Annotated in this window: 14 protein-coding genes; 7 read left to right on the top strand and 7 right to left on the bottom strand. The window is 64.3% G+C overall.

Annotation, left to right across the window (positions count from 1 at the left end; translation table 11 throughout):
• Positions 1–19: 19 nt before the first annotated feature.
• The 3 genes from IWX85_RS10670 (at position 20) to IWX85_RS10660 (ending at position 2,841) form a co-directional block, all read left to right on the top strand.
• On the top strand, positions 20–265 hold the full coding sequence (locus IWX85_RS10670) for a hypothetical protein (protein ID WP_036805229.1): 246 nt from the start codon (positions 20–22) through the stop codon (positions 263–265).
• Positions 266–391: 126 nt separating this feature from the next.
• On the top strand, positions 392–1,585 hold the full coding sequence (locus IWX85_RS10665) for a lipopolysaccharide assembly protein LapB (protein ID WP_196869720.1): 1,194 nt from the start codon (positions 392–394) through the stop codon (positions 1,583–1,585).
• Entirely contained in the window at positions 1,585–2,841 is a 1,257-nt protein-coding gene (locus IWX85_RS10660) for a HupE/UreJ family protein (RefSeq protein WP_196869719.1), read from the top strand. The genes IWX85_RS10665 and IWX85_RS10660 overlap by 1 nt, the downstream gene beginning before the upstream one ends.
• A 52-nt stretch (positions 2,842–2,893) precedes the next feature.
• Here IWX85_RS10660 and IWX85_RS10655 read toward each other — a convergent pair whose 3' ends face one another.
• Positions 2,894–3,739 carry an enoyl-CoA hydratase-related protein gene (locus tag IWX85_RS10655; RefSeq protein WP_196869718.1) on the bottom strand — a complete coding sequence of 282 codons (846 nt, stop codon included), beginning with the start codon at positions 3,737–3,739 and terminating at the stop codon, positions 2,894–2,896.
• A 441-nt stretch (positions 3,740–4,180) separates the two neighbouring features.
• On the opposite strand from IWX85_RS10655, the gene IWX85_RS10650 reads away from it, so the two are divergent.
• Positions 4,181–8,143: a glycosyltransferase gene (locus tag IWX85_RS10650; protein WP_231379683.1), complete on the top strand. Its 3,963-nt coding sequence runs from the start codon at positions 4,181–4,183 to the stop codon at positions 8,141–8,143.
• An 88-nt stretch (positions 8,144–8,231) separates the two neighbouring features.
• On the opposite strand, the gene IWX85_RS10645 is transcribed toward IWX85_RS10650, so the two are convergent.
• The 4 genes from IWX85_RS10645 to IWX85_RS10630 form a co-directional block, all read right to left on the bottom strand.
• Positions 8,232–8,540 carry a hypothetical protein gene (locus tag IWX85_RS10645; protein ID WP_196869717.1) on the bottom strand — a complete coding sequence of 103 codons (309 nt, stop codon included), beginning with the start codon at positions 8,538–8,540 and terminating at the stop codon, positions 8,232–8,234.
• Between the two features lie 187 nt (positions 8,541–8,727).
• Complete coding sequence (locus IWX85_RS10640) at positions 8,728–9,387, bottom strand: plastocyanin (protein WP_036805220.1); 660 nt, start codon at positions 9,385–9,387, stop codon at positions 8,728–8,730.
• Positions 9,388–9,403: 16 nt separating this feature from the next.
• Positions 9,404–9,847 carry a group 1 truncated hemoglobin gene (locus IWX85_RS10635; protein WP_036805218.1) on the bottom strand — a complete coding sequence of 148 codons (444 nt, stop codon included), beginning with the start codon at positions 9,845–9,847 and terminating at the stop codon, positions 9,404–9,406.
• 34 nt (positions 9,848–9,881) lie between these two features.
• A complete protein-coding gene (locus IWX85_RS10630; protein ID WP_196869716.1) occupies positions 9,882–10,805 on the bottom strand; it encodes a DUF3034 family protein in 924 nt (307 codons plus the stop codon).
• Positions 10,806–11,315: 510 nt separating this feature from the next.
• On the opposite strand from IWX85_RS10630, the gene IWX85_RS10625 reads away from it, so the two are divergent.
• A complete protein-coding gene (locus tag IWX85_RS10625) occupies positions 11,316–11,807 on the top strand; it encodes a hypothetical protein (RefSeq protein WP_051984062.1) in 492 nt (163 codons plus the stop codon).
• A 100-nt stretch (positions 11,808–11,907) separates the two neighbouring features.
• Here IWX85_RS10625 and IWX85_RS10620 read toward each other — a convergent pair whose 3' ends face one another.
• Positions 11,908–12,771, bottom strand: a complete 864-nt coding sequence (locus IWX85_RS10620; RefSeq protein WP_036812351.1) for a ZIP family metal transporter — start codon at positions 12,769–12,771, stop codon at positions 11,908–11,910.
• 116 nt (positions 12,772–12,887) lie between these two features.
• A complete protein-coding gene (locus tag IWX85_RS10615) occupies positions 12,888–14,090 on the bottom strand; it encodes a DNA polymerase IV (protein ID WP_231379682.1) in 1,203 nt (400 codons plus the stop codon).
• 6 nt (positions 14,091–14,096) lie between these two features.
• On the opposite strand from IWX85_RS10615, the gene IWX85_RS10610 reads away from it, so the two are divergent.
• Entirely contained in the window at positions 14,097–14,393 is a 297-nt protein-coding gene (locus IWX85_RS10610; RefSeq protein WP_196869715.1) for a hypothetical protein, read from the top strand.
• A 166-nt stretch (positions 14,394–14,559) separates the two neighbouring features.
• A complete protein-coding gene (locus IWX85_RS10605; RefSeq protein ID WP_370584261.1) occupies positions 14,560–15,558 on the top strand; it encodes a Bug family tripartite tricarboxylate transporter substrate binding protein in 999 nt (332 codons plus the stop codon).
• The last annotated feature ends 167 nt before the right edge of the window (positions 15,559–15,725 follow it).

Below are 15,725 nucleotides of genomic sequence, written 5' to 3'. Positions count from 1 at the left end.
CACCTGAAAAGGAAACATCATGTTAAAGCTCAATTCAAGACTGCTGGCAGGTGCCGCGCTCTCTGCCGCGCTGCTCGCCGGCTGTGGCGGCAACAGCGACGACCATGGCGCCGGCGGCGGTGGGTCGGCCGGCCAGACCATCACCGATGTGGTGGCCTACATCAACGGCCTGATCGCTGGCAACGGCGAGAACACCGATCCGATTGACATCAATCCGCTGACGCTGGCGGTTGACGACAACGCGGATCCGGCACCCTTGCAGTAACCGCAAGGGGTGACGTGGCCCGGCAGTCGAGATTCGTCGATTTCCGGGCCATTTTTACGTAATTTTTTAGGGTGGTGGCAGCGCACCGGCTGGTGGTCCGACATGCTGCGCCCCTTGGCAGTTCTCATGAAAGCACGCGAGATGCACCGTTTTTCCAAACTGATGGCGCTGGCAGGCCTGCTGCTGGCGGTACAGCTCAATGCCGTGGCGGCGACTGCCGTGCAGCCCGCACGGGACGATGAAGTTCTGGAAGTCTTGCCGGCCGTGACCCGCAACCGCCCGGCGCAAACCACCGCAGCGTCGGCAAGCAGCGCGCCGGCCAGTGATCCGGCGGCGGCTGCGGCGCAAGCCCGCGAAGACATTGGCGTGGCCCGGCAGACCGGCGACACCCGGTATTGGGGCCGTGCTCAGGCCATATTGGCCCCGTGGTGGGACCGGCCTGACGCACCTGCCGATCTGGCTGTTTTGCAGGCCACGGTGCAGCAGGGCCGACACGAATTTGCAGCGTCGCGCGCCGTGCTCACGGCAGCACTGACGCGCACGCCCGGTCATGCGCAGGGCTGGCTGAACCTGGCGTCGCTGGAACGCCTTTCATCCCGCTACGCCGAGTCGCTGGCCGCCTGCGATGCCGTCGAACGTTCCGGTCAGGCGCTGTATGCCCAGGCCTGCCGCCTGGAAACCAAATCGCTGCAGGGCCAGAACCTGAAGGCAGGGCAGGATTTTCAGGCATTGATTGACCGGGCTGCCAACGCCAGCCAGCGCAGCTGGTTGCTGTCGCTGCTGGCGGAAAGCGACGAACGCGCGGGGCGGGATGTACAAGCCGCCGACGCCTACACCCGCAGCCTGGCGGCCGAACACGACCTTTACACCGCCATCGCCTTCAGCGATCTGCTGCTGCGCACCGGCAAGACGACCCAGGCGCTCAAGCTGCTCACGCCGTTGCCAGAAACCGATGCCGTCGTGCTGCGCCAAGCCACCGCCTGGAAGCGTCTGGGTGATGCGCGCTGGACGGCCGGGCGCCAATTGCTGCAGTCGCGCATGGACGAGCTGCAGCGGCGCGGCGACGACACGACGCTGCACGGGCGCGAACTGGCGCTGGCGGCCTTGTGGCTGGACGACGATGCGGTGCGCGCGCTGCCCTTGGCCAGGCGCAATCTCCAGCTGCAGCGCGAGCCGCTGGACTGGTGGGTGGCGCTGCAAAGCGCCAGGCAGGCCAATGACCAACAAGCGCTGGCAGAAATTGGCAGCGCCATCCAGGCGGCCGGCTTGCATGATGTGCGACTGGCTTCCATCACTGCTGCGGCCAAGGCCGCCAAATGATGCGGGCGATTCTTTGTCCCCTGAGGCAAGCCGGCTGGCTGCTGGTGCTGTCGTTTGGCTTGGGGCTGGCTGGCAGCCCCGCACAGGCGCACAAGGGCAGTGATGCTTACCTTGAAGTGCAGCAATCTGACGCCACAAGTACCGAAAGCGCTGGAACGTTGCGTGACCTGAGTTTCGTGCTGGCGGTGGCGATTCGGGACCTTGACCTGGTCGTGCCGATGGATGGGAACGCTGACGGCCGCGTGACCTGGGGCGAAGTCAAGGCCGCAACGCCACAGGCGCTGGCCTTGTTCAACCAGCAGGCCCAGCTTGACGCGCCCGCTGGCGCGACGGGTGCCTGCCGCCTCAACTGGCAAACCGACGGCCTGGAACGCCGCAGCGACGGGGTTTATCTGCGCGCTAAAGCAACCGCCCGCTGTCCGGTCGGGCAAGACCTGCGTTTTAGTTACTTGCTGCTGAAGGATCAGGATTCGACCCATCGCCTTCTGGTGGCCGGCCGCATTGGCGGCAAGGACCTGCTGAGCACCATGTCGCCGCAGCAGGGCAGCCTGTTGCTCAGTCCTGGCGTGACCGATGCCGCCATGGCAGGCGGCGGTGCACAGGCAAAAAGCGCTGGCGCTTCCAATCAGTGGTCGGCGCTGCGTGACTATTTCAGCTTGGGCGTTCACCACTTGCTGCAGGGTTACGACCACCTGGCTTTCCTGCTGGCGCTGGTACTGCCGCTGCAACTGAGTTTGCGGCGCAGTCCATCCGCCGCACTGCTGCGCCAGCATCCTGATATCGGGACTGCTGCCTATGCCAGCCGTGCCACCTGGCTGACGTTGCTGCGCACCGTGACGGCCTTCACGGTGGGCCATTCCATCACCCTGATACTGGCGACGTTTGGCTTGACGCAGGCGTCGCCGCTGTGGGTGGAGCCGGCGATCGCGCTGTCGATCGTGGTGACCGCGCTGCTCAACCTGCGACCGGTGAAATGGATCCGCTTTGACGTGCTGGCATTGCTGTTTGGCCTGGTCCACGGCTTTGGTTTTGCCGGCCTGCTGCTCGAAGCCGCCGCACCCGGCGGGCTGCTGCCCTGGGCGCTGGCCGGGTTCAACCTGGGCGTGGAAGCTGGCCAGCTGATGGCCGTGCTGGGCTGGGTGCTGGTGTCGCAGGCACTGGTGGGCCGGTCGTGGTACGCCAATGTGGTGGTGCGCGGCGGATCGGTGCTGCTGGTCCTGCTGGCCAGTTGGTGGTTTTGGCAGCGGGTCGGTTGATTGACGCAAGCAGCTATTGAATCAATAGCTGCTTGCGCCCGCTGCATGTGCGCTACAGGCCTTTTTCATTGAAATATTCAAGGGCGGCGAGGTCCGGAAAGCTGCCGGCGCGCTTTTCCTTCATGGCCGTTACCGCTTCGCGCACATGCTGGTTGCTCCAGATCGCGCCTTGCAGCCAGCCCATCTGCTTGAGCGCGTCGTCCACCGAATGGTCGCGGGCGTAATTCATTGCTTGCTTTGTGCCCCAGATGGCGACGGGCGGCTTGGCGGCAATTTCTTTTGCGCATTGCAGCGCGCCGGCCAGCAGGGCTTCGGGTGTGTCAAACACTTCATTGACCAGGCCATAGGCCAGCGCCCTGGCCGCGCCCAGCTTGCGGCCGGTATAGGCCAGTTCTTTCACCACTGCCAGCGGCATCAGCTTGGGCAGGCGCTGCAGCGTGCCCACGTCGGCCACCATGCCGATGTTGATTTCCTGGATGCAGAAAAACGCGTCAGCCGTGGCATAGCGCAGGCAGCACGCCGTCACCATGTCCACCGCGCCGCCAATGCAGCCGCCCTGGATCGCGGCAATCACCGGAATGCGCAGGGTTTCGAGTTGGGTGAACGTCGCCTGCATGCCGGCCAGCAGGTCGAAGATGGCGGCGCGGCCTTCGGCGCTCTGGTCGTCCAGGGTGCTGCTGCCGGCAAAGGTGTCCAGCGCCATGCCGGCGCTGAAATGCTTGCCGGTGCTGGAAATCACCAGTACCCGGGCCTCCCCTGATGCATGAAGCTGCGTCAGCACCGCATCCAGTTCGCGCCAGAAGGCCGGGTTCATGGTGTTCATGGCCTCGGGACGATTGAGCACCAGGTGGGCAATGTGATCAGAAGTGTCCAGGCTGAAGCAGGCGAGTGGATTCATGGCGGCACTTTATGCCAGCGCACGCCGTCCAGTCAGTCGCACCTGAGACGCTGCGCCGCACGCGGGAGGCTGACGGTGCCGCGCGCCGTGGCCGCCTTCACGCTGGGCCATTCGATCTCGGGTTTGTAGGGATTGCGTCGCGTGCAAGGCCGGAATTTGCTGGCCTTGCATGGCATTGACCCGACCCGGGCCGTGGCTCAAGACGCACCTTGCGCTCCACATTTCGCCTACATCCTGCGGTTTTCCCGCCTTTGACAATCATTTCGAAGTTGAGCGATTTTTGCTGCTGTGCAAGGCATGTCACGGGGATTTTCTGCCGCACTGCGACTGTCTTGCGAGGTGGGCATCGAGTCGGCGCGGCCCGCCAGCACAGCAGCACCGCAAGCTCTTCCAATCGACAGGGCTCTCCTGTTTTCACGCAGATTTTGACAACAGGTTGACATGACAGATTCCTCTTGGTTCAGCACCGCCTCCAGCCCCGGGCCGTCAGCCCCTGAAGGCCTGTTTCGTTCCTTCTGGATGGCGGGCTACGAAGGTGCCGACCATCTGAACAGTGCGGGCTGCCCCCTGTCGATGAACCAGGCCAACCACCACTGGCAGCAGCTTGACGCGGACTATGCCTTGCTGGCCCGCTTTGGCATTCGCACGGTGCGTGAAAGCATTGGCTGGCGCGTCACGGAACAGCAAGGTGATGCCGCATTCGAGCGCTTGCGCCAGCATGCTGGAGTGGCGCAGCAGCACGGCATCGAGGTGATCTGGACGCTGATGCACTATGGCTGGCCTGCCGATATCGACCTGTTGTCGCCGGCCTTTGTCGGGCGCTTTTCAGCGTTCAGCGAAAAGGTGGCCCGCACGCTGTGCAGCGTGTCCAGCGGCCGGCATTTCTACCAGCCGATCAACGAAATTTCCTTTCTGGCCTGGGCGCTGTCATCGACCGGCCTGATGCAGCATGCCCGGCGCACGCTTTTTTCCGGCGATGGAGTGGCGGTAAAAATTCAGCTGGTGCGTGCCGCGCTGCAGGCCTGCAATGCGATGGGCAGTGTGGACCCGCAGGCGCGCTTCATGCACGGTGACCCGCTGATCCATGTCGCGGCGCCGCACGATGCGCCTCCCGAAGTGCGCGAAGCGGCGCGCCGGCAAAGCGCCAGTGCCTTTGAAGCCTGGGACATGCTGTCCGGCCGCGCCGAGCCGCAACTGGGCGGATCGCCCCGGCACCTTGACATCGTCGGCATCAACTATTACCACGACAACCAGTGGACCAAGCAGGGGCATGCCAACGATCCCCTGCACTGGCACCTGCGCGACCCGCGCCGCAAGCCGCTCAGTGAACTGCTCGATTCGGTGTGGCAGCGTTACCGCGCGCCGATGATGCTGGCCGAAACCAGCCATGTGGGCGACGGCCGGGGCCAGTGGCTCGACGATGTGGCGCGGGAAGTCAGCGTGTCCCGGGCGCGCGGCATGCCGATTGAGGGCATCTGCCTGTACCCGGCGATTGACCGGCACGGCTGGGACGATTTTTCGCACTGGCACCGCAGCGGGCTCTGGGACGTGCTGCTGCCATTGCCGGGCGACGAAAAAGTCCTGTCCACACGCGTTTTGTGTGAACCCTATGCCGAGCAACTTCGGCGCTGGCAACGCCATTTGCCCGGCGGTCCGCAGCCTCAAACGGACGTTTCCAGCACCAGCCAATTTATCAACTATCGAGGAGCCGACATGCCAACCATTATTGTTTTTTCACACCTGCGCTGGAACTTTGTCTACCAGCGGCCACAGCACCTGCTCTCGCGCCTGGCCCGGCATTACCGGATCGTCTTCATGGAAGAGCCGGTTCCCAATGGCCGTGATTTTCTGGAGCGGCTGTCGCCCGCCGCCAATATCGAAGTGCTGCGCCCGCACGTGACCAGCAGCTTTCCAGGCTTTCACGACGACCACCTGCCGGCACTGCAAAGCCAGCTGGCCGACTACCTGCGCGACGAGGACATCGACGATTACCTGGTCTGGTTCTACACCCCGATGGCGCTGCCGCTGGCCGCCGAACTGCAGCCCAGCGTGGTGATCTACGACTGCATGGACGAGCTGTCGGCTTTCCTGCATGCGCCGCGCCAGCTGGTCCAGCGTGAAAACGCGCTTTACCAGCTGGCCGACCTGGTGCTGACCGGCGGCCCGAGCCTGTTCCGTTCCAAGCGCGAGCGGCATGACAACGTGCATTGTTTTTCCAGCAGCGTCGATGCCGGGCATTTCGCGTCGGCCGTGGAAAACGGCTTGCCCGACCATCCGGCGCAGTCCGGCCTGGCGCATCCGCGTCTGGGCTACTGCGGCGTGATCGACGAGCGCATCGACCTGGAGCTGATCGCCGCCATGGCCGACGTGCATCCCGAGTGGCAGATCGTCATGGTCGGCCCGGTGGTCAAGATCAACTCGGACAAGCTGCCGCAGCGCAGCAACATCCACTGGCTCGGCCAGCAAGGCTATGAAGACCTGCCGCAGTTCATGGCCGGATGGGATGTCTGCCTGCTGCCGTTCGCGCTGAACGACGCCACGCGTTTCATCAGCCCGACCAAGACATTGGAATACATGGCCGCTGGCAGGCCGTCGGTCAGCACGCGCATCCGCGATGTGGCCGAGCCTTACGGCCATGTCGTGGCGATTGCCGACACGGCGCTGCAATTCATCGACGCCTGCGAGGCGCTGCTGGCCGAATCGGAGGCTGAATCAACCGGCCGCGCCGAGCAGATGCGAAGCATCGTTGCCGCCACCTCGTGGGATGCGACGGTTGACGCCATTCGTGTCCAGATTGACGCGCTGACCCCGCGCCAGACTGTCCCGGTGCAGGATGCGGCCCATTCCGGCTTTGCCATAGACAGCACCTCAGGTTTTGAAGGCCAGCCGTTGGGGCGCATGCAAAATGGCACGGCGCTGGGCGAGGGTGAAGCCCGGCACTATTCCACCGTGGTGATTGGCGCCGGCCCGACCGGCCTGGCGGCGTCCTACCACCTGGGCGAAGGCAGCCTGCTGCTGGAAAAAGCCGGCACGGTGGGCGGCTGGTGCCGCTCGATCGTGGACCAGGGCTTTACCTTTGACTATGCCGGCCACATCATGTTTTCCAACGATGCCTATGTGCTGGACCTGTACAAGACCCTGCTCGGCGACAACGTCCACTGGCAGAACCGCGAAGCCTGGATCCACAGCAAGCAGGTGTACACGCGCTACCCGTTCCAGGGCGCGCTGTACGGCCTGCCGCCCGAAGTGCTCAAGGAATGCCTGATCGGCGCGATTGAAGCGCGTTTCGGGCCGCTGAAGAAAGAGCTTCCCGGCGCAGCCATTTCGGCGCCCTCGGCGGCGACCGCCACGATTTCCCATGCGGCCAGTGGCAGTCCGGTTGCCGGCGTGATCACCAAGGGCACTGCGGCGGCACCGAAGAATTTCGAGGAATTCATCTACAAGGTCTGGGGTGCCGGCGTGGCCAGGCACTTTGCCATTCCATACAACAAGAAGCTCTGGGCCGTGCCGCTCGACGAGATGGAAACCTCCTGGCTGGGCGGCCGCGTGCCCATGCCCGACCTGGAGGAAATGATCGACGGCGCCTTGAAACCGGTGAACAAGCCAATGGGCCCGAACGCGCGCTTCGGCTACCCGCTGCGCGGTGGCTTCCAGGCGCTGATGGACGGCTTTTTGCCGCTCCTTGAAGGCGACGTGGAAATGCAGGCCGATGTGATCGCGGTGTCGCCCTCACGCCGCACGGTGACGCTGAAGGACGGCCGCAGCTACCGCTACGACACGCTGGTCAGCACGCTGGCGCTGCCGCATCTGGTCGCGGCCATGGGCGACGAGGCGCCGCCTTCGGTGCAGGCGGCGGCCAGGGGCCTGCGCCATGTGTCGGTGCGCTGCGTCAACCTGGGCATCGGCCGCGAAAACCTGACCGACAAGCACTGGATCTATTACCCGGAAGACACGGTGTTTCACCGCATCTTCGTGCAGGGCAACGCCAGCCCGCACTGCAACGCACCCGGCGGGTTCGGCCTGACGTGCGAGATCACCTATTCGCCCTACAAGCCGCTGCCGTGCGACGGCCAGCAACTCATCGACCGCTGCATCCGCGAGTGCATCGAGGTCGGCATGTTCACTGAAGACGACGCCATTCTGGCCGCGAACCAGCTGGACATGCCGTATGCCTATGTGGTTTACGACCATGACCGCGCCGCGCATGTTGAAACCATCCGCCACTGGGTTGCCCGGTCCAACATCATCCTGGCGGGCCGCTACAGCGAATGGGAATACTACAACTCGGACCATGCCTTCGTGGCCGGCAGGAACGCCGCCGTCCAGGCCGAGGCGCTCAACGAGCAGCTGGCAGCCGACACGCTGCCAGCCCGCAAGGCTGCGGGGTCCAGCCCGTCGCCGTGAGGAGCGAAGGGCTGAACGCCATCGCCTTGCCCGCCCCTGCGCGGCGGTCACGGCGAAGGGCGCCTGACGCTGTTTCAGGGTTCCCGCATTAATCAAGCAGGTCCAGCCAGTCGCACCTGAGCCGCTGCGCCGCGTGGGCCTTCCTGCGCCAGTACACATACAGCCGCGGCGTGCAGGCCCCCAGCAGGCAGAGTGGAAAAGCCCAGTAGGCTTCAGCTTCGAAAGCAGGAATCCAGCCTACCCAGCCCATCAACCACAGCGTCAGCACGGCTTCCCACATCCGGCATTCCTGCGGCTGCGATGCATGCCGCGCTTCCCGCCAGTGCTTGATGCGCTGGAGCTGCGCCAGCGTGATGCGGTTCCAGGGTCTTGGTTTGGGGTGGGACAATTGCGACATGCAAGCCTCCGTACGAAGCGTCCACGGTAAGTTTCGCGAAAGCTTTTGTCAACGTATTCCCATTGCCTTTTTTGTGTCCGGCGGTGCAATCCAATTTGCAGTCAAACCGCTATGGCATTGCTTCGCCCGGGCCGTTTCAGCATGTGCTTGGGCTCGTGCCTGATCTCGGATTGGTTGAAAAACGCAATCAGCTCCGGCGACGGCGCGGCACCACACCCAGCTGTACGCTGAGTTTTCCAGGCAACGCTGACACGTTGAAGGGGCGCGGCGCCAGGTCAACCAACTGGTCGGCCTGCCAGACCCGGACCTGGGCTGCGCCCTCGGGCAGGTCGTCGAACACGGCCAGCCCTTCGGCGCTGGTCTTGGCGGCCCAGGGCGTCTCGCTGACATAGACATAGCCACGCATCGAGCCATGGATGAAGCAGCCCAGCAGCGTGGCACTCAGCGCACCTGCCTTTGCCAGCGTGACCTCGGTTGGCCTGGACGGCTTGCCGGCGCTCTTGCCTTCAAGGCGCAATTCAAAGCCCGCCTGTGTCGCGTTGAACTGTCCCATGCCCGCAGGCGACGAGCGCACATGGTGGTCCCACGGGTCGTTGTTGATGAAACTGAGCCGGGCGCCCACAGGCACGAGCGTCACATTGGGCAGGAACTGCATTTTTTCCTGCGCAATGGTGGCCTGCGTGGGCAGCGGCACTTTTGGAAGCGCCGACTTGTCGGACGGAAAGACCAGCACGATGGCGTCAGGCACGGGCTGGCCTTCCTTGTCGACGACTGCAACGCTCAGGCTGCCGGCCATAACGCCTGCACAGGCGGCCAGCATGGCGCTGGAAAAGAGAAATTTTTTCATGGTGTTGCCGGTTGCTTCAGTGAATGGTGATGGCGTCGCGGTGCATGGGTGCCAGCAGCGCCAGCATCTGGTTTTGTCGGGAAAAGGGAATGCCCTGCGCGTCCATGCTGCGCTGCAACACCTCCACCAGCGCATGAAAGTCCGACTTGCGGATGTCCAGTTCGGCATGTGCGGTTTTCATGTCGGCGCCCTGGTAGACGCAGGGTCCGCTGCCTAGCGCGCAGAACTGTTCGACCAGCTGCTCCTTGACATGCTGCTGGTTGGCAGGCAGGAAGTGCGGGCGGGTGCGTGGGTCCGCCAGCAGCCGCGTCATGAAATCATCCATCAGCGACACCAGGCCGGCTTTTTCGCCAAAGGCTTTGTAAAGCGTGTCGTTCAGGGGAATCGTCTGGGCGATGGTCGTGCCAGCCATCAGCAAGCCGGCTGCAGCCAACACGAACGAGAGAAGGGTTTTTTTCACGGGGTTTCCTTGCGTAGAGGTGGCAGGCACGGGTTCAGAAAGCGGCCTGGGCCGACAGGTAGTAGCCGGTCTGCCGGCGGCTGCCGGTGGTGGCGGGCACGATCACGCCCAGGTCCACCCAGGCCAGCGTCAGCGAGACATTCTTGTTCGGCGCCCAGGCGATGAACACGTCTTTCCAGTCGCTCGAACGCAGGCCATTGCCCAGCCCTGCAGCGCGGCCCGCCGTTTCAAGCCGGTTGCGCATGAAACGGTATTCGGCGCCCACGGCAATGTTCTTGCTGACCAGGTAGGCCGCTGACAACTCGGGCTGCAACCGGTAACTGCTTTCATCGCCACCCAGCGTGGCGCCAAAACCCAGCAGTCCATTCTGGTTGGCCTTGGTGGCGCGCAGCGTTCCGTTGAGCAGCAGTCCCCGGCCCAGCAGCAACTTGGTGGCACTGACATAAAAATCGGTACCGTGGCGTTTGGCACCCAGTGCTTCGAGCGTTGCGTCCAGCCCGGTTGAGCCCAGTTGCTTGAACTGCACGCCGACGGCCACCTGCGGCATGAGCGTATCGCTGTCGAGCACCGCATCGCCGAGCATCCGCACCTTGGCGCCGACGATGGATTGCTTGAGGTGCAGGCCTGGCAGGCCCAGCGCCTTGCCGGTGTCCCGCGTGTTGAAGTCCTGCTGGGCAATTGACAGTTCGTAGCGGTCATGGATGCCGATGGCCGCACCGTAAATGTTCAGGCCGTAATCCCCGGTGCCCACTGTCGTCAGATAGGCCGAAGCGCCTACTTCCCCTTCGGTGGCATTGCTGCCAACCACCGCCCACGGCGTGAGTCCGCCGCCAGCTGTGCCTTCAACCGTGCTGACGCCTCCGGTGAGCAGCAGTTTGCCGGTATCGGCCCGGGCATTGGCCCCGCCAAGCAATGCGGCCCAGGCTGCAAGCAGCGCAAAAGCGAGTCGTGAATTCATCAAGGTCCAATCCTGAATAAAAGTATGAAGACGTATTTTGTGTGAACGTTTGATACGCAGCCCTTGTCGTGTTGGATTCACCGGCCTGCATGTCGAACCTGCTGCACAGGACTGTCGGTCAGTTGGGCCGAGGATTTAATGAAAAAAATATGTTTGGGCGATTCAGGGGTCGTTTGGGAAAAATGACCGTGTTTTCTGCCCGCTGGCAGCGGCTGTCAGGCACCTGGTGATTTCCGATATGAAGTGCAAAAGCCGAAGAAAAAATAAGTCCTGAACATGACACCAGCGCCCCAAATGCCCGCATTCCGCCCACGAAAACAGCAGAGTCATCGCCATTGAACGAGCGCAGGGGTTAAGCCATCGGGCCATTGTTGTCCTACAACCACATCAGCAAGCGACCGACCCAAAAACCTTTCCCAGGCTCTAGATTGAAAGCAGCTGGCAAACCTGCCGGCCTGGCTCATTCACCTGACGGTTTCACAAGAGGCCGGACATTCAAGGAGACTTATCATGAAGGCATTCAATACCGTGGCCTCTGCCCTGGCAGTGGCCGCATTGGCCGGCAGCTTCGGCCTGGTCCAGGCGCAAACCGGGCCTGCAGCCACCAGCACCACCCCGGGCAGCACGACAGGCCCCGGCGCGACAGGCGTCGGCGGAGCTTCCGGCATGGGTGCAACGCCGGGTGCCGCTGGCACCTCCGGCGCGGCAGGGACTTCTGGCGCCGGGGGCGCGGCCGGCACCTCAGGCGCCAGCACCACCCCCGGCAGCACAACAGGCCCCGGCGCAACAGGCGTGGGCGGAGCCTCCGGCATGGGTACAACACCGGGCGCCGCTGGAACGTCTGGCGGGGCCGGGACTTCGGGCACGGGCGGTGCCGCAGGCATGGGTGGATCAGCCACGGGTTCCGGCTCTGGAATGGGTACGGGCGCCGGCATGACGAACAACAGCGGTGGTACAGGCTCCGCCATGACCACACGCCGCGCCCGCGCCGACCGCAACTGAAGTTTTTTTCAGGCGGCCTCGCCTGGCTGGCCGATGACTTCCCCGGTGGCACCTTGCACAGTGGCAGGCGCCCCGGGGAGTTTTTTGCGTTTGTAATGCTTCAGGACAGCGCGGTGTCCAGCAGCATCATGACCACGAAGCCAACCATCAACCCACCGGTCGCAAAGGTTTCATGGCCCTCGCGGTGCGATTCGGGAATGATCTCGTGGCTGATGACATACAGCATGGCCCCTGCGGCGGCGGCCAGTCCCCAGGGCAGCAGGCTGGCCGACAGGCTGATCACTGCCACGCCCAGCACCGCCGCCACCGGTTCCACCAGGCCCGACAGCATGCCGATGCCCGCCGATCGCCAGCGGCCATAGCCAACGCCGCGCAGCGCCAGTGCCACCACCATGCCTTCCGGCACATCCTGGATCGAGATGCCCGTGGCCAGCGCCAGCGCGGCCACCGGGTCGGTGCCGGCGAAGGCCACGCCAATCGCCAGGCCCTCGGGCAGGTTGTGCAGACCGATGGCCAGCACGAACAGCCACACACGTTTGAGGGCGCGCGCCTGCCGGCCTTCAAGCCCCTTGACGAAATGCTCGTGCGGCACCAGGCGATCCACCAGCATCAAAAACAGCGCGCCGGCCATGATGCCCGCCCCCACGATGCCGCCAGCCCCCCAGGCGCTGGCGCCTTGCAGGCGGGCGCTGGCCAGCGCAGGGATGATGAGTGAAAACGAACTGGCCGCCAGCATCACGCCGGCGCCAAAGCCCAGCAGCGTGTCGTAGGTGCGCTGCGAAAACTGGTGCGACAGCAGCACCGGCAGCGTGCCCAGTGCCGTGGCCAGCGCTGCCATGGCGCCGCCGGTCAGTGCGCCGCGCATGCGCGGGTCGTCCAGCGGCAGCATGCGAAAAATGGCGGACAGCAGCACTGCAGCGCCGCCCAGGCAGATGGCCAGACCCATCAGGCGGCGCCAGTGCATGCTGCGGGCGGTCTGCGGATTTATGCCACTGGCGGCAGCGCGCTGTTCGGCGCCGCAGCTCGCGGCAGGGTCGTCTTGGGCAGGCATGTTGTGGAATCGGCAATCAATTTGAAGGGTTAGAAAAGCTCGTAATTTGCTATTTTTTCAATAGCTGTAGAGTCAATAGGGACGGGCGGGATAGGTGGTTTTTGTTCAAAAAAAAGCAACTCGGCCGCCTGGGCCAGCGTACTGGCCCTTACCCCCAGCAGCCGCAGCCTGCGGTCGAGTGGCACACGCTTCAGGCACAGCCCCGCAATTTTGCGGATGGCCTGCGCATCGGCGGTGTAGGCCTGCACCGTCTGATCGCGTGTGGCAATTCGGAAATCGTCATAGCGCAGCTTGATGCCGATGGTCTTGGCCACATAGCCTTTCCTTTGCAGATCGGCGGCCACCTGCTGGCACAGCCGGGTGAAGATCGCGCCCAGCTCGGCCTTGTCGCGCACTGCATCCAGGTCGCGCTCGAAGGTGGTCTCGCGGCTCATGCTGACCGGCTCGCTCTGGGTGACGACCGGGCTGTCGTCGCGGCCCCAGGCCACCTCATGCATCCAGGCGCCGCTGGCCTTGCCGAACCGGCCGATCAGGAACTGCCGGTCCTGCGCGGCCAGCTCGCCGATGGTCTGGATGCCCAGGGCCGCCAGTTTTTCGCCTGCCTTGGGGCCGATGCCGTTGATCTTGCGCACCCCTAGCGGCCAGATGCGGGCCTGCAGGTCGTCCTCCTGGACGATGGAGATGCCGTTGGGCTTGTCGAACTCGCTGGCCATTTTGGCCAGCAGCTTGTTGGGCGCCACGCCGATGGAGCAGGTCAGGCCGGTCTTTTCAAAGATGGCCCGCTGGATCAGCCGGGCCAGTGCCCGTCCGCCCTCCCGCTGGCCGCCGGGCACGTCGGTGAAGTCGATGTAGACCTCGTCGATGCCCCGGTCCTCTACCTGCGGCGCGACCTCGGCAATCGTGCTTTTGAACAGGCGCGAGAAGCGGCGAATCTCGTCGAAATCCACCGGCAGCACGATGGCCTGCGGGCACAGCCTGGCGGCCTTCATCAGGCCCATGGCCGAACCCACGCCAAATTGCCGGGCCGGGTAGGTGGCCGTGGTGATGACGCCCCGGCCCACGTAGTCCTTGAGCAGCGGAAATTCGGCCACCGGGATGAAGCGCAGTGCCCGCTCGCCATGCTGGGCCATCAGCGCCTCATCGACCGTGCGCCGCCCGCCGCCAATCACCACCGGCAGGCCCTTGAGCTGCGGATAACGCAGCAATTCGACCGATGCGAAGAACGCATCCATGTCGAGATGGGCAATGCGCCGGGGCAGGGCGGGTGGAGCTGGCTCGGGAATCACATTCTGGATTGTGCCGCGCTTCGGGCGTGCCGTTCATGGCACAAAGCTGTTGGGTCACGGCATGCGAATTTCCTGCAGGATTTTTTGCCGTTCTGGCGCCACCCTGCCATCCTGGTCAACCTCTTCAAGGAGGAAAAACTATCCGTCATGCCCGCGCAGGCGGGTATCCAGAACCGCACGCATGGCCTTTGCGAACGTCGCTACTGGATTCCCGCCTTCGCGGGAATGACAAATCTCACGGTGAGCTGAGCAGTTACGATAAAACCAGCTCGCAAGCCAGCTCGCAAGCCAGCGCGCAGGGTGACTCGCCAGTTCCGCCGCAGCTGCAGGGGTGACAATCACGGCACGCAAATTGCGCGGCTTTTTAGCCCGGGCGGCGCAGCCCCCGTTGTTGAACTTCCCAAGAGGTGTTTTCGTGACCGTTCCCATTGCCTTGTCCCGTCGTTCCATGCTCCATACCGCGCTGGGCGCTGCTGCCGCACTGGCCCTGGCGAGCCCGCAGGCGCTGGCGCAAAAGGCCTGGCCGGCCAAGCCGATCCGCTGGATCGTCGCCTACCCGGCCGGCGGCGGCCAGGATTTCCTGGCGCGCCACCTGTCGGTGCAGATGGGCCGGCAGCTCGGCCAGTCCATCATCATCGACAACCGCCCCGGTGCGGCCGGCATCATCGGCACCGACGCGGCGTCCAAGGCGCCCGCCGACGGCTACACGATGGTGACAGGGGACAACGGCGCCATGGTACTGAACACCGCGCTGTACAAGAAACTTCCCTACAGCCCGGTCGACTTCACGCCGCTGGGCTTCATGGCCGGTTTTCCGCTGATCCTGGTGGTCAACCCGGACAGCCCGTTCACCAGCGCGCGCCAGTGGCTGGCAGCGGTCAAGCGCTCGCCGGGCGCGTACAGCTATGCCTCGCCGGGTGCCGGCAGCCCGCACCATCTGGCGATGGAGCTGATCAAGGAACGCACCGGCAGTTTCATCGTGCACGTGCCCTACCGGGGAACGGCGATGGCGATCCAGGATGTGATGAGCGGGCAGCTGCCGATGATGATCGTTGATACCGCCGGTGGCCTGGCGCAGATTCGCGCAGGCAAGGTGCGCGCGCTGGCGGTGCTGTCGCCCCGGCGCATTGCCGCCTTGCCCAACGTGCCGACGCTGGCCGAGTCCGGTGTGCCGGATTTCGAGGCCGTTGCCTGGCAGGGACTGTTTGTTCCGAAAGGCACGCCGCCCGACATCGCGGCGCTGCTGTCGGTCGAAATGCAAAAGGCCATCCTGGTGCCTGAAGTCAAGACCCGGCTGGAGGAGTTTGGCCTGGAAGTCACACCGTCCGACGGACCGCAGCTGGCCAGCTTCATCGCGCGTGAAACGACGTTCTGGCACCAGCTGATCCGCGAACGCCACCTGTCGCTCGACTGAAACGAGGGCCGCTGGGGGGCTCAAGCTGCGGTGCCTGTCAACAGTGGTGTCGGTTTGTAAACCGCTGCTGACCTCCATCGGCCTCCGGTCCAGAATCTGGCCCCTGTTCCTCGGCGGCGGGGCTGACAGCCGGTGGCGGCTTTCACCGACACCGGCGCAAGCCCATG

It is taken from the genome of Polaromonas sp. CG_9.11 (assembly GCF_015752225.1).
GTDB lineage: Bacteria > Pseudomonadota > Gammaproteobacteria > Burkholderiales > Burkholderiaceae_C > Polaromonas.
This window is presented reverse-complemented; position numbering and strand designations above follow the sequence as displayed.

Coding starts and splice junctions, on each gene's coding strand:
- IWX85_RS10670 (WP_036805229.1), top strand. CDS start 20: ATGTTAAAGCTCAATTCAAGACTGCTGGCAGGTGCCGCGCTCTCTGCC.
- IWX85_RS10665 (WP_196869720.1), top strand. CDS start 392: ATGAAAGCACGCGAGATGCACCGTTTTTCCAAACTGATGGCGCTGGCA.
- IWX85_RS10660 (WP_196869719.1), top strand. CDS start 1,585: ATGCGGGCGATTCTTTGTCCCCTGAGGCAAGCCGGCTGGCTGCTGGTG.
- IWX85_RS10655 (WP_196869718.1), bottom strand. CDS start 3,739: ATGAATCCACTCGCCTGCTTCAGCCTGGACACTTCTGATCACATTGCC.
- IWX85_RS10650 (WP_231379683.1), top strand. CDS start 4,181: ATGACAGATTCCTCTTGGTTCAGCACCGCCTCCAGCCCCGGGCCGTCA.
- IWX85_RS10645 (WP_196869717.1), bottom strand. CDS start 8,540: ATGTCGCAATTGTCCCACCCCAAACCAAGACCCTGGAACCGCATCACG.
- IWX85_RS10640 (WP_036805220.1), bottom strand. CDS start 9,387: ATGAAAAAATTTCTCTTTTCCAGCGCCATGCTGGCCGCCTGTGCAGGC.
- IWX85_RS10630 (WP_196869716.1), bottom strand. CDS start 10,805: ATGAATTCACGACTCGCTTTTGCGCTGCTTGCAGCCTGGGCCGCATTG.
- IWX85_RS10625 (WP_051984062.1), top strand. CDS start 11,316: ATGAAGGCATTCAATACCGTGGCCTCTGCCCTGGCAGTGGCCGCATTG.
- IWX85_RS10620 (WP_036812351.1), bottom strand. CDS start 12,771: ATGCACTGGCGCCGCCTGATGGGTCTGGCCATCTGCCTGGGCGGCGCT.
- IWX85_RS10615 (WP_231379682.1), bottom strand. CDS start 14,090: ATGGATGCGTTCTTCGCATCGGTCGAATTGCTGCGTTATCCGCAGCTC.
- IWX85_RS10610 (WP_196869715.1), top strand. CDS start 14,097: ATGGGCAATGCGCCGGGGCAGGGCGGGTGGAGCTGGCTCGGGAATCAC.